13 protein-coding genes are annotated in these 18,706 nt (G+C 69.7%); 9 read left to right on the top strand and 4 right to left on the bottom strand.

The window, feature by feature from the left end; all coding sequences use genetic code 11:
- Positions 1–12: 12 nt before the first annotated feature.
- Together QHF89_RS39180 and QHF89_RS39175 are read left to right on the top strand one after the other, a co-directional pair.
- On the top strand, positions 13–1,803 hold the full coding sequence (locus tag QHF89_RS39180; protein WP_136972402.1) for an NAD(P)/FAD-dependent oxidoreductase: 1,791 nt from the start codon (positions 13–15) through the stop codon (positions 1,801–1,803).
- Positions 1,800–3,569 (top strand): S53 family peptidase, encoded by a 1,770-nt coding sequence (locus QHF89_RS39175; protein ID WP_136972403.1) that lies wholly within the window; start codon positions 1,800–1,802, stop codon positions 3,567–3,569. Before QHF89_RS39180 ends, QHF89_RS39175 begins: the two co-directional genes overlap by 4 nt.
- A gap of 320 nt (positions 3,570–3,889) precedes the next feature.
- Here the strand turns inward: QHF89_RS39175 and QHF89_RS39170 are convergent, their stop codons facing one another.
- The 4 genes from QHF89_RS39170 to QHF89_RS39155 form a co-directional block, all read right to left on the bottom strand.
- A complete protein-coding gene (locus QHF89_RS39170) occupies positions 3,890–4,195 on the bottom strand; it encodes an NHLP leader peptide family RiPP precursor (RefSeq protein ID WP_136932722.1) in 306 nt (101 codons plus the stop codon).
- 86 nt (positions 4,196–4,281) lie between these two features.
- Positions 4,282–5,400, bottom strand: coding sequence for an anthranilate phosphoribosyltransferase (locus tag QHF89_RS39165; RefSeq protein ID WP_136972404.1), 1,119 nt, complete (start codon positions 5,398–5,400; stop codon positions 4,282–4,284).
- Between the two features lie 407 nt (positions 5,401–5,807).
- On the bottom strand, positions 5,808–6,443 hold the full coding sequence (locus tag QHF89_RS39160) for a hypothetical protein (protein WP_136972405.1): 636 nt from the start codon (positions 6,441–6,443) through the stop codon (positions 5,808–5,810).
- Positions 6,444–6,541: 98 nt separating this feature from the next.
- Positions 6,542–9,451: a hypothetical protein gene (locus QHF89_RS39155; RefSeq protein ID WP_136972406.1), complete on the bottom strand. Its 2,910-nt coding sequence runs from the start codon at positions 9,449–9,451 to the stop codon at positions 6,542–6,544.
- 463 nt (positions 9,452–9,914) lie between these two features.
- Here QHF89_RS39155 and QHF89_RS39150 point away from each other — a divergent pair, with 463 nt between their 5' ends.
- The 7 genes from QHF89_RS39150 (at position 9,915) to QHF89_RS39120 (ending at position 18,578) form a co-directional block, all read left to right on the top strand.
- Positions 9,915–11,168 (top strand): AAA family ATPase, encoded by a 1,254-nt coding sequence (locus tag QHF89_RS39150; protein WP_284721508.1) that lies wholly within the window; start codon positions 9,915–9,917, stop codon positions 11,166–11,168.
- A gap of 1 nt (position 11,169) precedes the next feature.
- Entirely contained in the window at positions 11,170–11,967 is a 798-nt protein-coding gene (locus tag QHF89_RS39145; RefSeq protein WP_136972408.1) for a hypothetical protein, read from the top strand.
- Positions 11,968–12,181: 214 nt separating this feature from the next.
- On the top strand, positions 12,182–13,366 hold the full coding sequence (locus QHF89_RS39140) for a hypothetical protein (RefSeq protein ID WP_136972409.1): 1,185 nt from the start codon (positions 12,182–12,184) through the stop codon (positions 13,364–13,366).
- Positions 13,367–13,489: 123 nt separating this feature from the next.
- A complete protein-coding gene (locus tag QHF89_RS39135; RefSeq protein WP_284721507.1) occupies positions 13,490–15,469 on the top strand; it encodes a B12-binding domain-containing radical SAM protein in 1,980 nt (659 codons plus the stop codon).
- Complete coding sequence (locus QHF89_RS39130; RefSeq protein ID WP_136972411.1) at positions 15,466–16,494, top strand: radical SAM protein; 1,029 nt, start codon at positions 15,466–15,468, stop codon at positions 16,492–16,494. Before QHF89_RS39135 ends, QHF89_RS39130 begins: the two co-directional genes overlap by 4 nt.
- A gap of 63 nt (positions 16,495–16,557) precedes the next feature.
- Entirely contained in the window at positions 16,558–17,328 is a 771-nt protein-coding gene (locus QHF89_RS39125; RefSeq protein ID WP_136972412.1) for an SIMPL domain-containing protein, read from the top strand.
- A gap of 113 nt (positions 17,329–17,441) precedes the next feature.
- The gene (locus QHF89_RS39120) at positions 17,442–18,578 is read left to right on the top strand and encodes a hypothetical protein (RefSeq protein ID WP_136972413.1); all 1,137 of its coding nucleotides are present in this window, start codon (positions 17,442–17,444) and stop codon (positions 18,576–18,578) included.
- Positions 18,579–18,706 lie beyond the last annotated feature (128 nt).

Below are 18,706 nucleotides of genomic sequence, written 5' to 3'. Positions count from 1 at the left end.
CGACCTCGCATCATGGGCATCGAGCGTCGCGACGTGGTCGTCCTCGGCGGGGGTCCTGCGGGCAGCACCTTCGCCGCCATCCTCAAGAAGTACGAGCCGAACCTCTCGGTCACGGTCCTCGAGAAGGCGCGCTTCCCGCGCTACCACATCGGCGAGTCCCTCATCCCCGCGTTGAACCCGGTGCTCCGCGATCTCGGGATCTACGACGATCTCGGACGCGCGGGGTTCATCCGCAAGATGGGCATCACGTTCGTGTGGGGCCGCGATCGGACGCCCTGGGACGCCGACTACCTCAAGCTCGGCGACGTCCGCGTCCACGAGGGCGCCGAGGTGCTGAACGTGCTCGGCCAGGATTTTTCGAAGCTCCTGCGCCGCCCCGAAGAGCGCGACGAGACCTTCAACGCGTTCAACGTCCGGCGCGCCGAGTTCGACCACATGATCATGAACCGCGCGCGGGACTTCGGCGCCGACGTGCGCGAGGGGACGCGCGGCAAGACGATCCACAAGGACGAACACGGCCGCGTCACGGGCGTCGACTGGGAAGATGATCAGGGCCGCGAAGGCACGATCGAGACCTCCTTCGTGCTCGACGCGAGCGGGCAAGGCACGCGCTTCACGCCCGGGGGCCGCGTCTTTGATCCGCACATGAACAACTACGCGGTCTACGGCTACTGGTCCGGGGCCGAGTGGAAGATCCTCTACCGGGGCACGCGCGACCGGACGAACGTGTTCATCTGCTCGGTCGACAAAGGCTGGATCTGGTACATCCCCGTCGCGCAGGACCTCATCAGCGTCGGCGTCGTGACGAACACGGCGCACTTCAAAGACGCGCTCCAGAGCCAGGATCCCGAGTCGTTTTACCACGAGACGATCCAGGGCTGCCCCGAGGTCCGCGGCTTGCTCTCGCGCGCGACGCACCGCGACGACTTCATCGGCGGCGGCAAGCGCATCTCGGTGACCCGCGACTGGTCGTCGTGGGCGAAGAGCCCCACGGGCCCGGGCTGGGCCACGGCCGGTGATGCGGCGATCTTCGTCGATCCGATCCTCTCGTCGGGCGTGACGCTCGCGATGCAGAGCGGCCATCGCGCGGCGTACACGTACCGCACGGCCCGCGCGCGGCGAGACCTGCCCGAGGACGCGCTTTGGCGCGCCTACGCCGACTACATCCGCGGCGAGGCGGGCTCGTTCCTCCGGCTCGCGCGTTACTTCTACGGCAACAACCGCGCAGCGCCCTCGTGGTGGTGGGAGGCGCAGACGCTCGTCAACGCCTCGGGCAAGCTCGCGGTCGACGATCGGCAGGCCTTCACCATGGCGAGCGCCGGGTTCTTCCCGACGCTCCGCGCGGTCACGGACGACACGGTGATCCCGCTCGTCGCGGGCATCACGGGCCTCCAGGGCGACGTGTACAACGTCTTCTACGAAGACGGCTTGCCGCCACCCGAGGCGCTGCCGAAGCAGGCGATCGAGCACCTCGCGCGCTTCCGGCTGGCGCTGCGCACCGAGCCCATGGCGACCGAGGGCAAACCGACGGGAGAGCTCGACGTCTTCTACGATCTCGTGAGCGACGACGCCGACTTCACGCATCGCACGCACGCGGCGCCGAGCAAGATCGCGCCTGCGCTCGGGCCCGTCGTCGAGGCGATGGGGCGCCACCACGACGTCGCGTCGCTGCTCGCCGAGGCCCCGCGCCTCTTGCCCACGGGCTACGCCTCGCCCGAGGCGATCCGCGCCGCGACGCTCTCCGTCGTCCGCGCCGCCGCCAAGAAGGGTTTTGTCAGGCTCGCGCCGGGGGCGTCAGCTTGAGCGCCTACGCAAGCGACGAGCTGACGCTCGTCTTCGTCCTGCACGAGCACGATCGCGAGTCGATCCGGCGCGCGGCGGAGGCGGCGAGCCACCCGGACGACACCAAGCGCGCGCAGCACCTCGAGCGCGAGGAGCTGCGCAAGTTCGTGGCGCTCCCCTTGGACGAGCGCCGCGCCGTGCTCGCGTGGCTCGAAGAGCACGGCATGCCGCACATGGACGTGCGCAGCGTGTCGGGACAAACGATCTTCGTGAAGACCACGAAGGAGGCCGTGGGCCGCACGTTCGGCGCCGAGTGCCGGCGCTGGCTCGACGACAAGGAGAAGGACGAGCGCGCGCTCACGCCGATGGAGTGGCCGATCCCGCGGCAGATCGCGCAGTACGTGCAGTCCGTGAAGGTCCGGCAGAGCGGCAACCGCGCGCGCAGCACCATGGTCGCCGACGCGGGCGCCGAGCACCCGATGCAGTTCCCCACGCTCGAAGGCGCGCGCGAGAGCCGCCCCGAGCCCGGCTTTGGCCTGACCCCCGCGGACGTCCGCGCGATCTACCGCTTCCCCAAGGCGACCGAGCTCGACGGATCGGGCGAGACGATCGCCCTCCTCATGCTCGGCGGCGCGCTCGACGAGAGCGATCTGCACGCGTTCTGGGACGCCCACGGCATCCCGCATCCGCCGGAGATCAAGACGTACCACGTGGGATCCCGGCCCTCGAAGGTGACGAGCGCGAACAAGCTCTACACGCTCGAGGTCGCGATGACCGTCGAGTGGGTGGGCGCGATGGCGCCGGGCGCGCGGATCCTCGTGTACTTCGTCGATCCGCTGGTGATCGCCGACCCGTGGGTGACGTTCCTGCTCAAGGTCATCGGCGACCGCGAGAACATGCCGACGATCGTCTCGACGAGCTGGATCACGCCCGAGCGCAGCTACTACCGCGTCCACGGGCGCCGCGTCGTGAGCGGCCTGCTCGACCAGGCAGCGGCCATCGGCGTCACGGTGATCAGCGCGGCGGGCGATTGGGGCGCGTTCGACGGCGTGCCGCGCACGATCAAGGACGGGAGGTACGTCGGGGACGCCCCCTGGCCCCACGGGGTGTTTCCAGCCGTGGAGGAACGCGTGCTCTCGGTCGGGGGCACGATGATCACGGGTCGGGCGCCGCTCACGGAGATCGCTTGGAGCGGGCCGCCGCCGCCTGGGCTCGGGCGGGTGCTTCATTTCGTGCGGCTCGCGTCGAGCGGGGGGTTCAGCCGCGAGGTGCCCATGCCGAAATGGCAAAACGACACGTTGAAGGGCTGGTATGCGCGTGGCGAGGGCGAGCCTGCGGTCGTGCCATATGGCCGCGGCTTCCCCGACGTCGCGCTCATGGCCTCGGGTTCGGCGGTGCAACGCGCGCCGAACCAGCCGCTCACGATGCAGGGCTACCAGGCGGTCGCGTGTGGGCAGTGGGTCGACTATGCGGGCGGCACGAGCGTGGCGGCGCCGATCTGGGCGGCGATCGTGGCGCTCATGAACCAGGCGCGGCGCGCGGCAGGCCTCGGCCGCGTGGGGTTCATCAATCCGATGCTCTACGCGCTCCGGAAGGAAACCCCAGCACCCTTCCGCGAAATCTCCGAGGGCAGCACGGACGTGGCCATGAACGTGCTCAACGCGCACGGCAAGGCGGTGATCCACCGACTGTCAGGCTACTCGGCCGGCCCTGGCTGGGACCCGGCAACGGGGCTCGGGGTGCCCGACGTGACGCGTCTCATCGAGCTCGTCACGCGGCGGCGATAACCCCGCGCCGGGGCGCTGCCCCGGACCCCGCGGGGGGCTGTCCGCCCCCTCGACCCCGGACCAGCCAGGGGCTGGACCCAGGGTTGAAAAACTGCGCTACGCGCAGTTTTTCAAACAGGCCGACGAAGAAACCGGGGTGCCAGCAGAACCCACAGCGCGGCTGTCTTGTTTGGCAGGGTCGTTGCCAGTCTTGGCCGGGCCCGTTCGATGAGCTGCGCACCGCGCAGTTCATCGAGCCTGGGTCCAGCCCCTGGCTGGTCCGGGTCCAGGGGTGGACAACCCCTGGTCGGGGTCCGGGGTGAAACCCCGGCGCTACCGCCTCAGAACCCGGGGTCGTAGTCGTGCAGCGGCGACGTATCGAGCGGCAGGACGCTGACATCGCCGGAGGGGGCGGAGGGCAGGACGATGTGGCGGCGTTCGGCGGTGTTTTCTACGACCACGAAGGCGACGCCGGGGGGGACTTTGAAGCCGAGATCGGAGAGGACCTTGTTCGGGTCGTCGATGAGCTTTTGGCGGAACTCGGGGTCCTGCCAGGCGCGGAGGACGACGCGATCCCAGACGGCGAGGTTTGCCATCTCGTCGGCCGACATCTCGATGTGTTTCGTATAGGTGGTCTTGTTCGTCATCGGAAATCTTCCCCGTTCACGGCGGACGACGCAATGCGCCGAGGATACCCACCGGCGGGGGCCTCGTCACGTGGTTCCGACGACTTTTAGTCCACGAGGAAAGTTTCGAGCTTGGCGCGACCTCGGGCGGGCTCGGGGTTTTGGGCCTCGATCAGCGCGCGGAGCTGCGCGATCGCGCGGCCTTCTTGGATCGCGCGGCGTGCTTGATCGACGCCTGCGGTGAGCGAGTCTGCCTTGCCCATCAGCTTCAGGCTGGCGGCGGCGTTCAGGAGGAGCACGTCGACGATGGGGCCTTCGAGCTTGCCGGCGAGGGCGCGGGCGAGGACACGGGCGTTCTCCTCGGCCGTGCCGCGGGAGGCGATGGCTTCGAAGGGGGCTTCGCGCAGGCCGGCGTCTTCGGGGCGGATCTTGTACTCGCGGATCTCGCCGCCGGGGAGCAGCTCGGCGACGTGCGTGGGGCCGACGTTGCCGATCTCGTCGAGGTAGCGGCCGGGATGGGCCGTCGACTCAGCGCAGGGGACGAGGGCGCGCTCGTAGCCGAGATCCCGCATGACCTCGCAGACGATGCGGACGAGGCGGGGCTCGGGGACGCCGGCGATCTTGTGGCGCTCGCCGACGTGGCGGACGAGGGGGCCGCCGATGTGGAAGGAGGAGCCGATGCGGATCTGGCTGATCACGCGGGCAAATCCGCTCGTCATGAAGGCGCGGCCCACGACGGAGGTGAAGCCGAGGCGGCACGTCTCGGTGCTCTTGACCTGAGCTTCCCCCGGGGCATCGAGGTCGACCCCCCAGTGCGCGAACATGTCCGCAGCGCCGCTGACGCCGGTCAGGGCGGGGGCGCCGGGTTTGTGGACGTAGAGGCCGCAAGCAGCGGCGAGGACGGCGGCGCCGCTGGAGACGTTGACGGTCTTGAGGGCGTCCATGCCGACGCCAGCGATGCTGAGGGGAGGCTCTGGCGAGCGGACGGTGTGGGGGAACCAGAGGCGCCACTCGTCCTGGAAGGCCTCGACGACGCCGGTCAGCTCGGCCTGCGACTCCCCCTTGGCGCGGAGAGCAGCGATGAAGGCGCCCTGGTGGAGCTCGGGCTGCTCGTTGCGCCAGATCTGGCGGTAGGCTTCGCGCACCTCCTCCCGGGTGAGGTCCTCGCGCTGCTGGAGCTTGACCACGAGGCGGCCGAAGGCGCGGAGCTTGTCTTCGTCGAACATTGCTTCGGCGGAGCCTACTCCGATCGCGACAAACCGAGAAGGGGGACGAGGCGGGGGCGCCGCGCCGGGGTTTCACCCCGGACCCCGACCAGGGGTTGTCCACCCCTGGACCTGGACCAGCGAGGCGCTGGACCCGGGGTCGATGAACTGCGCGATGCGCAGTTCATCGAACAGCCAGGGTCAAGACCACAGGCGACCCTGCCCACCAACGCCGTGGCGCTGCGGGTTCAACCGGCAGCGCGCGCGTCGCCGACTTGAAACCCACCTCGATGGTCTTGCCACCGGCTCGTGGGAAGAACTGCGCATCGCGCAGTTCTTCCCCTTCGGTCCAGGCCGTGCCTGGTCCGGGGTCGAGGGGGCGGACAGCCCCCCGCGGGGACCGGGGCAGCGCCCCGGCGCGACGCCCCTCAGCGCGAGGACACTTCGTCTGTGGGGACCCAGCATTTCCCGTCGCCGCAGCGCTCGCCGGGGAGACAGCATTGGGTTCCGCCGCAGGGGTTGCCTCCCCCGCAGTCGGGATCCGGCGCGGGGACCGGCGGGTAGGGACCGTCGTAACAGCCGTCCGGCGCGCAGACGATCTCTCGTGCGAAGACGGCCGAGACATTCGAGTTGCCTCCGGAGCTGGCGAGGACGCCCGTGCATTGGAGGTTCAGGTTCGCCTGCTTCAGGCAGGTCAGGTTCACGCGGAGACCTGCGCGGGGTCCGCTGCAGAAGGCCGTCTGGAACGTGATGTGTGTCGAGGTCTCGTTATAACTGGAGAAATGGCAGACCGTGGACGCGGAGAGGTACACGGTGCCGCGCACCAGCGAGCCTGATTGGAAGATGTACATTCCGGGGTACGGATCAAACGACGAATTCGCCCACGGTGCGCTGTAGGTGGCTGGGCCGGACCATGTGATGTCGGGGTCGCCGGCCTGGAACTTGATCGCGTCGCTGCTCTCGGCGGCTTGCTCCTCGCCCATGTCGTCCACTGGCTCCGCCACGCAGGCGGCGACCAGGGCGACGAGCGAGGCGCTGCAAACCATCATGCGAACTGGCTTCATGTCTTCACTCCCTCCACGCGCGAGCGGCGCGGTCGTTTTGTGGCGGCCAGTCTCGGGCAGATGGGTCGGGGGATGCGCTTACCTCGGGTAAGCTCCGGTTAACGGGGCTCGGGGCTCCCCTCCGCGGCGACGCGCCGGAAGGGCTCGCTCTCGCCGAAGGCGTACCCGTCGGCTGTCGTCACGAGCCGGAGGGCGCGGGAGGGGTCGTCTTCGAGGAGCAGGCGTAGCTTCCGGATGGCGACGTGCAGCCGCTTGTCGTCGCGCAGCGGGTGGTAATCGCGCTGCTCCCAGGCGAAGAGCACGATTTGCTCCTTCGTCGCGCGCCCGCCGCGCTCTGCGATGCCGAGCAGGATTCGATACAGGATCGCTCGGGCCGCGAGCTCCACCGTCCGGCCGCCGGGCAGCCACACCTTCCGCGCGGCCGTGTCGAGCCCCCAGCCTGCCCGCGAGGCTGCGTCGCGACGGCTCGCCGGACCGGCCCGCCTCCGGCCGAGGGCGTCGAGCACCACGCGGTCGAGCAGGTCGAGCGCTGCGGGCGCGTCGAGCAGGGCGCGGGAGCGGCGCGCGGCCACGGGGGCCACGTCCACGAGTTCGAGGAACGACTCGAGCGCGGACGGGTGCGGGGCGCCGTCGAGCGTCGCCGTGAACCATCGGGCCTCGGCCGAGAAGCGCGGCGAACCGGCAGCATCGGCCCGCTCGCGCAAGAGGCCTGCTGCGTGCGACAGCTCCGCCGCGTCGCCGGCCAGCAGCAGGGCGTCACACGACATCCGGAGCGCCTCCAGCTCCCCGGGGACGTGGCCGTGCTCCCGCGCGACGGCGTAGGCCGCGGAGGCGTGCGCGCGCGCCGCCTCGGGATCCCCGGCGATGGCGCGCTCCGCGGCTGCGCCGAGCGCCGAGAGCACGCGGCCGTGCACGATGTCCTCGGCGATCGCGGGCACGGCCGGCGGCGGCAGCCCGTGCAGGACGGCGTGCAGGCGCGCGGCCGCTGCGAGCAGGGTGGCCCAGTAGGGCGTCGCGCGCAGCGCCGAGGCGTCGAGCTCCACGCGCGGTTTTCCGCGCGCGATGGCCACCCGGTAGGCGGTCACCACCGCGAAGCACTGGTTCAGCGCGTGCCCAGCGCGCGTGGCCTCGTCGTGGAGCGTGCAGAGCAGCGCCTCCATGCCTTCGAGCTCCCCGGTGATCAGCCGGCGCTCGGCGTCGAGGGCGAGCAGGAAGGGCCGCAGGTACGTCGTCCGCCGCGCGAGGCGCTCGACCTCGCGAAAAACCTCCCTCGCCGGGTCGAGGCGCCCTGCGTGCACGCAGAGCAGCCCCTCGGTGAGCAGGCTGCGGCGCGCGCCGAAGAGCAGCGCCGGGCCCCGCTGCGCCCCGAGCGCGAGCGTGTCGAGCACCTGCTCCAGCCTGCGGACACGGCCCAGGTAGCAAAAGAGAACGATGAGCTCGTCGCGCAGCTCGGACGTGGTGGGGGCGGCCCCGTCGATGCCCGCCGCGACGATCGTCTCGATGCACTCCAGCGCTTCGGCGGCGCGTCCCTCCTGCATGAGCCAGCGGGCGCGGTGGACGCCGAGCAGGGCGGCGCCGTCCCGACCGGCGGCCTGGATCACGCCGAGGACCCCGAGCGCCTCGCCGGCGCGCCCGAGCTCGCCGAGACAACCGGTCTCGAGGATCGCGGCCGTAAGCGCGAGGCTTGCGCCCTCCGGGGCGGCCATGGCGGCGCTGCGGACACGCGCGGCGATGGCCGCGGCCTCGGCGAGCCGGCCGCGCAGCACGTGGGACGCGGCCCATAAAAAATGGTCGCCGAGCGTCGGGGACCTGGGCAGCGCGGCGGCGTCGAGCGCGGCGGGGTCTCCGATCTCCACGGCGCACCGGAGGCGGAAGCTCGCGAGGCGGGGCAGATCCACGGGCGCGAGGAGCTGGGCGAGCCGGGGCGCGAGGCCGGCGCCGAGCACGAGCTCGCAGCGGGATTCGAGCAAGGCGACGGCCTCGTCGAGGTGGCCGAGGGAGAGGAGCAGGCGCAGGGCTTCGAGGGCCGAGAGCGGATCGTCGTCCGCGGCGGCGAGGGCGCGGGCGACCTCGGCCTTCCGCGCGCGGAGATCACCGCCGGTCTCGATCAGCGGCCGGGCGACGTCGTGCAGGCGCAGGCCTTCCGACGAGCATTCGAGGATGCCGCGCTGCGCGAGGGCCTCGATCGTGTCGGGCGAGGGCAAGGGCACGAGGCCCGCGAGGGTGGCGGGCGCGAGGGGCAGCTCGAGCGCGGCGAGCGCTTCGAGCAGGGGCGTGGCCTCCGGGGGGACGCCGCGCAAGAGATCCTCGGACACGCGCGCGGCGTCGCTGCCGGTGAGGAGCTGACGCAGCCGCCAGGGCGAGCCGGCCGAGGCGTCGGCGACCTGGTGGAGATCACGCACCGCGCGATGGGGGGCGCAGCGGGAGGCCAGCTCGTAGAGGTCTGTGGGCGGCATGCCGGCGAGCGCGAGGGTCTGGTCGACGAGCTCCGGCAGGAGCGGGTTTCTGCGGCTCGTGACGATCCAGCGGCTCTGCCGCGCATACCGTGCGAGGGCGCCGAGGACGTCGCGGGCGGAGCGCGGGTCGGCGTGGTGGAGGTCGTCGAGCACGACCCAGTAGCCGAGGGCGTCGGCGAGATCGATCAGGGTGGCGAGCAGGCCGTCGGGGTCGGCGAGCAGGCCGGACCACTCGACCTTGGCGAGGCGGTGGGCGTCGGCGACGGCGCGGAGCAGCTCGACTTCGACGGCGGCGGGGGGCTCGGTGGGCCGCAGGGAGACGAAGAGGACCCGCGGCGCCTGGTCTGCGAAGTCGGCGTGCAGGGTGTGCAGGACGAGGGAGGTTTTGCCGAGCCCGCCGAGCCCCCATACGACGGTGACGGGGGCGCGGCGGATCAGGGCGCCGAGGTATCTTCTCTCGACGGCACGGCCGATGAAGAGGGGCGGCGCGTTCGGCAGGCGATGGCGCAGGGGCAGAGGGGGCGCAGCGGCGCGGTCGTCCGGGCGGAACACGTTGTGCGCTATATCATGACGTTTCCGCGGATTTTATTGGGGGGACGTCCGCGGAGCCATGCCGCTCTGCCTCGGAGCCGTCGTCCATGCGCAGGTTTTGGGCGCGCGAGGGTGTTTGAACGTTCGAGGGGGGACGAGCGACCGTGACGCGAGGGTGTTGGAACGTTTGGAGACGCGCGCGTCACCGTGACGCGCGGGTGTTCGAACGTTTGGAGATGCTCGCGTCACCGTCACGCGAGGGGGTCGGGACGTTGGGAGACGCGCGCGTCACGATGACGCGGGGGGGTTGGGACGTTTGGAGACGCTCGCGTCACCGTCACGCGTGGGTGTTCGAACGGCTGGAGACGCTCGCGCCACCGTCACGCGAGGGGGTTGGAACGTTCGGAGCGATGGAGACCACGATGGAAGGGAGGCGCGATCGAGAGATGGGCCCCCCACCCTGCCCTATGCGATGCTGCGCGCGATGAGCGACGCGACCCCGGAGACGACGGCACAGGCCCCCGACGACGGGAACGGAATCCCCGGACCACGTCTCCGACGGCTCAAGATCAACAAGTTCCGGAACGTGCGACCGACGGAGCTCGTGTTCGACGACGAGTGGAACGTCCTGCTCGGGAAGAATGGGACGGGGAAGACGACGCTGCTGGAGTTGATCGCGGCGACGATTCGGGGGGATCTGGAGGCGTTCGACAATGTCGAATACGATCTGGAGGCGGATCTTTCGTTCGGTGACGTCGAGGTGAAGTGGACGTGCAAGGACTCGTTGAACAAGGACAACCCCAACGACTTCCTGTCGACGGTCATCCATTCGGTGGAGCGTCGATTCCGCGCGGAGATTGCGTTGCCCGGAGTGGCGAGTCACGTACTGACGGGCGATGAGCGCGGAATTGATGGGTACCATCGACGCTCCCACCTAAGTCGTGCCGGCGGCTCTGCCCCCTTCGCGTTCATGCTCTTGATTGCCAGCGTCGTCAGAAAGAAGCAACAGGACACGCCTGGCCTGCAAGCCGCTTCGATGTCAGGTGACGCCCAACGTTTCGACGAGATCTTGACGTTCTTTCAGCGCATCAGTCCCAATGGGGACCTGACCCTCTCGAACCCTCCGATAATTCAGTCGACGCTCGCGAGCGACGAACTCGCCAACGCGTTTGTGAAATCGCTACGGTACTCGGACGAGCGTGTTTCGATCGAGCACCAGGATCTCCCCTTCCTGCGTCGGTTCGTGGAATTGTGCGGGCTTTCCAGCGCATCGCTCCACCTGGAACTCCTCCAGCGAGACGCCTCGGAGAAGGTCCCCCTTGCCATATTCGGCCGCCCCTCCTTCCTCTTCCGCCGCCACAACGGTGAGGAACTCCGCGAGCAACACCTGAGCTTCGGTCAGAAGCGGCTGCTCTCGTTCCTCTACTATCTCACCATTTCAAATCCGGTCGTCGCCGACGAGCTCGTCGACGGCCTGCACTACGACTGGATCTCCGCCTGCGTCGAGGCGACCGAGGGACGGCAGAAGTTCTTCGCGAGTCAAAATCCTCTCCTCGTCGACCACATGGGCTTCAAGACCCGCGAAGCCGTCAAATCGCGGTTCATCCGCTGCTCGCTCGAAGGCGATGAGATGATCTGGCAGAACTTCACCGACGAAGAGGCCGACGACTTCTTCGTCGCGTATCGGACGGGCATCCAGGCCGTCAGCGAGGTCCTCCGGCAAAAAGGGCTCTGGTGAGATGCCGGTCCTCCGCATCCTCGCCTTGAGCGAAGACGGGTCGGACCACGCCCACGCCGTGGTCGTCGCGCTCTCGAAGTCGATGCTCAAGATCGTCGACCCGGCGGTGCAGACGCAAAAGGAAAAACTCCAGTTCGACGAGGAGCGCGGCGACGGACGCCGCGCCATGTGCGCCAACCTGTGGCGCAGCACCAAGGAGAAGGACGAGAAGGTGATCCGCGCGCTGATGCGGGCCATCGTCACCCACCTCCTCATCCGCGACGACGAGGGTCGCCCGAGCGGCTTCGTGTTTTTCCATTACGACGGCGACGAAGCTTTCTCGAACCGCGAGGGCAGCGACGCGCGACGACACTTCGCCGAGTTCCGGTGCAAGATCGCCCAGCAAATCCAAGCGCGCGGCGTCGAAGGCGACGAGCTCACGCGTATCATGAGCGGCCTCATCGCCATCGAGCCATTTTACTGCATTGAGGCATGGACCTACCAGCACACGGATGTCGCCAAAAAGATTTGCGCCCGCGGCTGTGGCAAGCACCTCGATGCCTTCGACGCCTGGGCACGGAATCGCGGAGAGCTCGACGAGGTCACGAAGCCTTGGGATCCGGCAGCGCTCGACGGTTGCCTCCGCAAGGCCCACAACGTCGAATTGACGGGGCCCGGGTTCCCCGCGGAGGTGGTCTTGAATGTCGGCAAATCCTTCTACGAGACCGTCGATCGCATGACCGACTGCCCCGACCTGCTCGACGCGCTCCAGCGAACCTACGCCGCGCCGGCGACGCAGGCGGCCTCGAAACATCCCTGAGAGGGTGTTTGAATGTTCGAGGAGCGACAAGCAACGATGACACGCGGATGCTGGGACGTTCGGAGCCCATGGAGACCGTGATGGGAGCGAGACCAAGCAACCGACCCGGCCGTCCTCCCGGCGCTCGGCGCGCGCCCACCGAACGCCGATATCTCGGCGAGGATGCCTGCGCCTCGATTCCGCCCCGCCCGAAGGCCGATGCTAGGCGCTGTCCATGAGGAACGATCGACGTCGTGAGACTTCGGCGATCGCCCTCGCGCTCCTCGCGCACGTCCTGCTTTTGAGGCTGTCGCTCCGCGAATCGCCGATCGCGCCCCCCGCGACGCCTCCACCGTCCTTCGAGACGGATACGACGATCGATATCGAGGCCGCTCCCGCGCCCGCTCCCGCGCCCGCTCCCGCGCCCGCGCCCGCGCCCGCGCCCGCTCCCGCTCCCGCTCCCGCTCCCGCTCCCGCTCCCGCTCCCGCTCCCGCTCCCGCTCCCGAATCCACGCCGACGCCCGCGCCCGCTCCCCATGCCACCGGCGACGAATACGGCGGCCCTCCGCCCGCGAATCCCGGCGCCGGCCTCCCCGGCCTCGGGACGCCCGTCTGGTCCGTTCCCGGCGCCGTCCCGGAGCCGTCCGCGAGCCAACCCGCGGCGACCACGATTGAAGCGGCTCCCGTCGATCGTGAGGCCGCGACCCGCGTCCTCGCCGGCACATTGCACACCCAGGACAAAGAAAAGGGAATCGACATCCCTGCCGCCGGCCTCGTCGCGCAAACCGTCGCCTCGGCCGTGCGTGGCTCTGCGGTCAAGGACGCGCGCGCCACGTTCGAGGTGAAGCTCAGCGCAGACGGGCGTGTCGAAGGCGTCCGGTTCGTCGGCTCCACCGACAACAACGCGAACCACTGGGCGGGCGTCGTCGAGGCCGTGCGCGCTTCCCTCGACGGCAAGGCGCTGCAAATGGGCACCGACAAACAGGGCGTCACGGTCGTCGTGAAAGTCGAGTCGAGAATCCAGCTTCCGTCGGGCGCCAAGGCGCCGGTCACCCTCAAGCCCATGTGCGCGAACGAGGGGATGTTGAAGGCCACCGCCAGGGCGAGGGAGGCCATGAAGACGGGCGAGGCGCGCGGCCACCGGGACGACCAGGGGCGCTTCGTTCCCGACGACGACGCGCCCGACGAGGACTTCCTCCGGTCCTTCTGCATCCCGATCGGCATTCGCGCGATCGGGGATCTGTCGGACATCGGCGCGCACGAGGTGAACGTCGTGAGCACCTCGTTCGAGGTGAAACGGCCCGGGGAAAAACCCTTGCCGCCCGGCGCCCCAAAACCCATCGACCGGCGCGTGCCTTGGATGCCGGAAGATCCCCGACTCGTCAGGCCGCCGCCGGAGAAGAAAAAGAAAAAACCGTAGAAGCCGTTCCCGGCCTCCATGCCGATTCGCTCGTTCGCGCTTCCGACGCCCTCGCCCTTGCGGCGCGACGTCGAGGAGAGACGGGGCGCGACGTAAGTGGTAACCTCGCTCCGGGACACCAGCTTGACCGCCAGCGTACCTCGCCCGCGCGACGTGCTCTTCGTGCTTCCGCCCGACTTCTCGGCCCCGGAGGCGCACCTCGTCTTTCGTTTTCCGCCGCTCGGTCCCGCGGTGGTCGCGGCGAGCATCCGCTCGCTCGGGCTCGTGGGGCGCGCGGTGGATCTCGCCCTCGATCTCTTCAAGGCGCCGCTCGACCTCGAGGTCGCGCCGCTCGTGGCGCCGACGCTCGTCGAGCGGCACCTCGCGGGTGAACACGACGCGCGCATCGACGCCGTGATGGACCGGATCTTCGAGCGCCTCGACGAGCCCGGCCGGGGCGCGGACCTCGTCGCGGTCTCCATCGACCGCGGCAGCCAGGTGCCCTTCGTCGCGGTCCTCACGTGCGAGATGAAGCGCCGCTGGGGAAAGCGGATCATCGTGGGCGGCGTCGCCGTCGAGCACCTCCACGCCCTCCTCGAAAAGAGCGGCGCGATCGGCGCCGACATCGTCACGAAGGCCAGCACGCCCGCGCAGATCCGCCGCGCCTTCGCCGCGCTGCTGGACCTCCCGGAGCACCGGCGCGGAGGTCCCCTCGAACCGAATACGGAGATCGTAGAGCTCGTGCGGGGCGGCATGCGCAAGGCCCCCTCCGCCGCGGACTGGCCCACGCCCGATTTCTCGATTTACGATCTCGACCCGTACCGCCGCGACGTCGTCGGTGTCGATGGGGCTGCCTACCCGGCGTATCGCGGCGAGCTCGGCGCGTCGCTCGTCCTGCCGTATTTCTTCTCATTCGAATGCCAGTTCTCCTGCGCCTTCTGCCAGACGGGCGGCACGCAGGAGCACAAGCCGATCGACCTCGTGGTGCGGGAGCTCGCGGAGCTTTCGGAGCGCTGGCAGACGCGGGCGTTTCTCTTCTTCGACACGCAGGTGAACCTGCTCGCGGCGGATCTCTCGCGCGCCCTGCTCGCGGCGCGCCTCGATCTGCGCTGGTCCGATTCGTACCGCGTGCGCCCCTCGGAGCCGGGGGATCTCGAGCTCATGGCGCGCGCGGGCTGCGCGGGCCTGACGATCGGCGTGGAGTCCGCCTCGGCGCGGGTGCTGAAGGCCATGGTCAAAGGGCACCGGCCCGAGCAGGCCACGCAGATGATCCTCGAAGCGCACCGCCACGAAATCATGGTCCGCGTGAACCTGCTCTCCTGCTTCCCCGGCGAGACGCGCGAGGAGCTCGCGGAGACGCGCGACTGGGTCCGGCAAAACGCCTTCGCCATCGACGATCTCGCGCCCTCTTCCTTCTACCTCACGGCCGATTCCCCGATTGGCAGGAAGCCGGAGCGGTACGGCATCCGCGTCCGGGGTCCGCGCTCGCTCGAAGGGGAGACGCGCTTCCGCAAATCGCCCGACTCGCTCATGTACGATGAAATGGGCGGCCTCACCTGGGAGGAGCGCGCGCCGATGCTCGAAGCGAGCGAGGGCATGTTGCGGAGCGCCTGGCTCGAAGGGCGCGCTTCACTCGACGGGCTCGGGGGTTTCTCCCCGTCGGCCATGCTCGGGCTCCGCAGCCATTTCGCGACGAAGGCCGAGATCTACGCATTCCTCGGCCGCTGCCGCGGCGGCGCGCCCCGCCTCGAAGAAGAGGCGCGCGCCCCGGAGACGAGCGCGGAGGTCCTCCCCTCGATCCTGCGCTCGTCGCTGCCCAAGCTGCTCGCGCCCCGCTGGGCCGACGCTGCTATGGCCCGCGCGTTCGCCGCGGCCTTCCGCGCGGCGGCGCCCTCGCTCGCGGCGCGCCTGCGCGAGGGCGACACCGCGCACGTCGTGCTCTGGCCCGACGGTCGATTCCTGTTTTTCCGCGGGGCCGTGCGCCGCGGGAGCGACGATCGGGCGCGCTCGTTCCATGTCGAGGAGCCCCTCGGCGCGCCTCCCCCCGAGGAGATCACGCAGGGGTCCTCCTTCGAGGTCCTCACCTTTCGGCTCGATCCCCGGCGGCCCAGGGTGGTGCCGTGAGCGGTTTCGTGTTCTTCCGCGAAAAGCAGCTCGCGCTCCGGATTGCCGCGGCATGGCCCTTCCACAAGACCGTGGCCGGCTCCGTTCGGGCCGTGCTCGCCGAGGAAATCCAGCGCGCGGGCTCCCTCGACGAGGTGCAGCTTTACTTCGAGAACCCTTGCGCCCAGGCGTGCGAGTTCTGCGAGGAGCCTCGGCGTAGGGTCCAGTTCCCCAGCCGGCACCTCGCGTCGTTGCTCCTCCGCGCGCAGGAGCTTGGCCTCGACCTCGTCGGCTCCGGCGCACTCGCGGCGCTCGTCGACACGCTCATGGACCTCGAACCAAAGGTCCCGCTCACGATCACGGGGCATGACTGGACGCGCCACCCGCGCCGCCCGGAGATCCTCGCCGCGCTCGAGCGCCGCCCGGACGCGCGCCTCCGGCTCCAGGGGCCCTCGCTCGGCTTCTCCTCGCCCGAGCTCACGCGCCGCGTCGCGGCCTTGCCTGGGCTCGAATGGATCGCGACCACCCTGCAATCGAGTGATGCGGCGGAGCACGACGCCATGGTCGGCGCCCCGGGCGCCCACGCGGAGCTGCTCGCGGCGCTCGACAACCTGAAGGCCGCGCGGGTCCCCCTCGTGCTCACGGTGGTGCTCAGCCGGCGCGCGCTCCGCACGCTCCCGGAGACCTTGTCGTTCCTGGCTGCGCGAAGGCTTTCCATATCGCTCCAGGCGTTCATCCCGGACGAGTCCATGGGCCCGGCGTTCGACGTGCTCGCGCCGCTCGACGAGCTCCGCCGCGCCCTCGAACGGGCCCCGCGCGAGGCCCTTCTCGCCATCCATTCGGTCGTCGGGGTCCCCCCGTGCGCGGCGCCCGCACTTCTCCGTCGGAAGATCGCCCCGGCGCATCAAATGAAAGGGCGGGAAGGAGCGAGGTTCGGCGCGGGCTGCGGGACGTGCGCCGCGCGCGACCGTTGCTCGGGTGTCCCCTCCAGTTACTTCGTGGCGCTCGGGGCGCGGGGGATGGAGCCCCTCGCATCGACCGATTGACGTGATCTTCGAGCGGATGTCGTCCGTTCGCCTTAGGTTCCCCCCAGGAGAGGGGAGGGATCGATGACGAATACGACGAAACTCTTCGCGTTGCTCGCGACCTGCATGATGTCCGTGGTCTCCGCGCCCGCGTTTTCGGCGGAGCCCTCGGATGCAGCCGATACGGAGGACAAGGTTCCTACCGTGACCGTCGCCGGGCTCGGGGAGGTCATGGTGGCGCCCGATTCGCTGCGCACGAGCATCTCGATCCGGGCCCGGGCCACCACGCTGGCCGAAGCGCGCGCGGAGGCCGCGAGGAATACACGGTCGGTCATTCAAGCGCTGGAGGGTCTCCGGATTCAGGATTTGCAGGTGCGGACCGTGGAAATCACGGTGACGCCCATTCCGGAGCGCCAACCGGAGGAGCTCGGGGAGACCACGGAGCCGCGGATCATCGGCTACCAGGCGGAGAGCAGCCTCTCGGTCGCCCTGCGCGCCGTCGGGATCGAGGCGCTGCGTGTCCAGGGCCCGCGTATCCTCGATGCCGCGCTCGGCGCGGGCGCCAATGTCGTCGGCGGGCTCGATTTCTTCCTGAGTCAGCCGCGGGAGGCGCACCGCCTGGCGCTCGCGGCCGCGGTGCGCGACGCAGAGGCGAACGCCAAGGTCGTGGCCGGCGCCGCGAGCGTCGAGCTGCGCGGGCTCCGGAGCATCACCACGGAGGTCGGGCAATCCTTCGAATTTGGCCAGCAAGCCATGTACGCCGGCCAGGCGGCAGGCGTGCTCGACTTCCCGGTCGAGCCCGGGGAGATCCGGGTGACCACGCAGGTGACGGCGAGCTTCGAATTCGCGGAGTGAGCGATGCCCCGGGGACGGAGTGATGCGCCGGATCACCCCGTCCCCGGTCGCAGCTTTCTGTCGGCGGAACGAAACCTCGCCCTCGGGCGAAGGCTTGGTACGCTCACCCAGCGATGCTTATCCAATTTGTTCACCGCGCGAAGCTCCCCTCGGTGGGAGCGGCGCTCGCGGCCTTTTTCGTGACGACCTCTCTTTGTGCGGCCGAGCCGACGCCCCCGGCACCGCCGGGGGACGCGTGGGGCTTCGTCCTCGGCACGAACCTGTCGGCCGTCCTCCTCGACGACGACGTGCTCCGCGAAGAGGTAATGGTCGGGTTCAAGTTCGGGCGCCTCGTGCTCGGCGTGAGCGGGTACTATCTCGACCAAGACCTCGAAATGCCGCGGGAGTTCGGCCACGCGCACACGAAGGAAAAGACATTCCTGGTCGGCCCCGAAGCCCAGGTTGCCCTCGTTCGATCCGCGAATGGGCGGACCGAGCTGATCGGCATGCTGGGGGGCGCCGCGGGGACCTGGGATCGGTGGAGCACGAAGACGGACTGGGTCGGTGGCTCGCCGCTCGGTGGAACGGCCACGCCGGTGACGACGGAGGAATCGGGCCAGGGCGTGCGTGTCCGGTGGCACGCCGGGCTCGGCGTACGTTTCTGGCTTCTTCCACGGTTCGGATTTCACGTCGCCGCAGGGGCCCTCGGTGATTACCGCCTGAAGGGCTCCGGCACCTTCGACGAATTGCCCGCGACCGGATTCTTCCAGGCCGGTTTCCTCGGCGTGGCAGGAGCGGACGCGGCGCCGAAGGAGCCGCGGCGCCAAGGATCGCCGGACATCGGCTTTGCCATTCAATCCGGAATCTCGACGTCGCCACGCGCGCCGTTCGACGCGAGCCTCGGCCTCGGGGTCAACCTGTATCGTTTCCTGCTCGTGATCGCCGCCGAGGTCCCGTTGCTGGTCAACTTTGGAACCGTGGTCCCTGGCATCGAGCTCCAGGGGACCGCGTTCCGCTCGGCCGATCGGCGCGTGGAGTTCTTCGGATCCGGCTTCATCGGGTCCTCCCTCCCTTCGGTGAACTCGGCATTCCGCTGGAAATTCGCGCCAGGGGTTCGACTCTGGCCGAGGCCGGACCTCGCGCTCACGGCGACCGTGGGCGTGATGCGGGACGAATACAGGTTGCTCGTCGATGCCAGCAACCCGGGCGAGTTCCACGACCACTTCACGATGTTCGGGCGGATCGGGATCCTCTCGGTCGTCGGGCTGTGAGGCGCCGGGGCGCTGCCCCGGACCCCGCGGGGGGCTGTCCGCCCCCTCGACCCCGGACCAGCGAGGCGCTGGACCCAGGGTTGAAAAACTGCGCGGTGCGCAGTTTTTCAAACAGGCCGACGAAGAAC

The organism is Polyangium sorediatum, from assembly GCF_029946465.1.
Lineage (GTDB): Bacteria > Myxococcota_A > Polyangia > Polyangiales > Polyangiaceae > Polyangium > Polyangium fumosum.
Note: the sequence above shows the minus strand (reverse complement) of the source record. Positions and strands in the feature narration are given on the sequence as shown.